At 73.4% G+C, this 886-nt stretch carries 1 protein-coding gene; it reads left to right on the forward strand.

What is annotated here, in order from left to right:
- Positions 1-339: 339 nt before the first annotated feature.
- On the forward strand, positions 340-819 hold the full coding sequence (locus tag LCE31_RS39965; protein WP_225023221.1) for a MarR family winged helix-turn-helix transcriptional regulator: 480 nt from the start codon (positions 340-342) through the stop codon (positions 817-819).
- The last annotated feature ends 67 nt before the right edge of the window (positions 820-886 follow it).

Consider the following 886-nt stretch of genomic DNA (forward strand, 5'->3'; position numbering starts at 1 on the left):
GCGCTGCATCCGCCGACCCACGCCGTACGCGATGAGGAGACCGGCGTCCTGCGGCAGGCCGAGACCAAGACGCCCCGGGGGGGGGGCCGCCCCCCCGGGGGCGGGGCCCCCCCCGGGGCCCCCGGCGTGATTCCGGTCACTCCCGCGTACCGCCGGTACGGTCCCGGCGCGCCGCGGGGCGGACGCGGCGGGACGGGTACGACCCAGGCGTGACACGGGTGCACGCGTCCGCACCACCGTGACGGAGGTGAAGCACGGGGAGAAAATCCCTTACCACCTCTTGACCCTCCGTGCCCGCCACGGTAAGGAAAACCGTTCAGTCGCTTATATAATTGCTGTATGCATTCATTGCCGATGTCCGATGAGCAGCGCGTTGTAGCCGCCGCTCGTGGGCTTCTGAGGAACATCGGCCGCCTGTCGCGCGACCTCTACCTGGCCGGCGAGTTCGGCCTCTCCCGGAGCCATGTGTCCGTCCTCGACGCCCTGGAGACACGCGGTCTGCGGGTCACCGAGCTCGCCGCCGACACGGGCCTGACGCAGCCCCGCGTCACCGTCGTCCTCCAGGAGCTCGCCGAGCGCGGTTTCGCCGAGCGCACCCGGTGCGCCACCGACCGCCGCGCCGTCGACGCCACCATCACGCCCGAGGGCCGCCGGTACCTCGACGAGGCGCGTCAGCGCATGGCCGCCGCCCTCCACACGGGGCTCGCCGCCCGGGGCTCCGGCGCCGACGACTCCGAGCGCGTCGTCCTCGCCGCCCGCGCGGCCGTCTCCACCCTTCTCGACGCCCTGCACGCACCCATCGAAGCGGAGGTCAGTTGACCGCCCCCGTCCCCACGACGACCGCTGCCGCAGCCGCCACAGCCGACAGCCCCGACACCCCCGTCAC

Origin of the sequence: Streptomyces sp. 8L, assembly GCF_020176795.1 — a bacterium.
Taxonomy (GTDB): domain Bacteria; phylum Actinomycetota; class Actinomycetes; order Streptomycetales; family Streptomycetaceae; genus Streptomyces.

What these genes read in the sequence shown, in the direction of transcription:
- LCE31_RS39965 (WP_225023221.1), top strand. Translation starts at nt 340, where the DNA reads ATGCATTCATTGCCGATGTCCGATGAGCAGCGCGTTGTAGCCGCCGCT.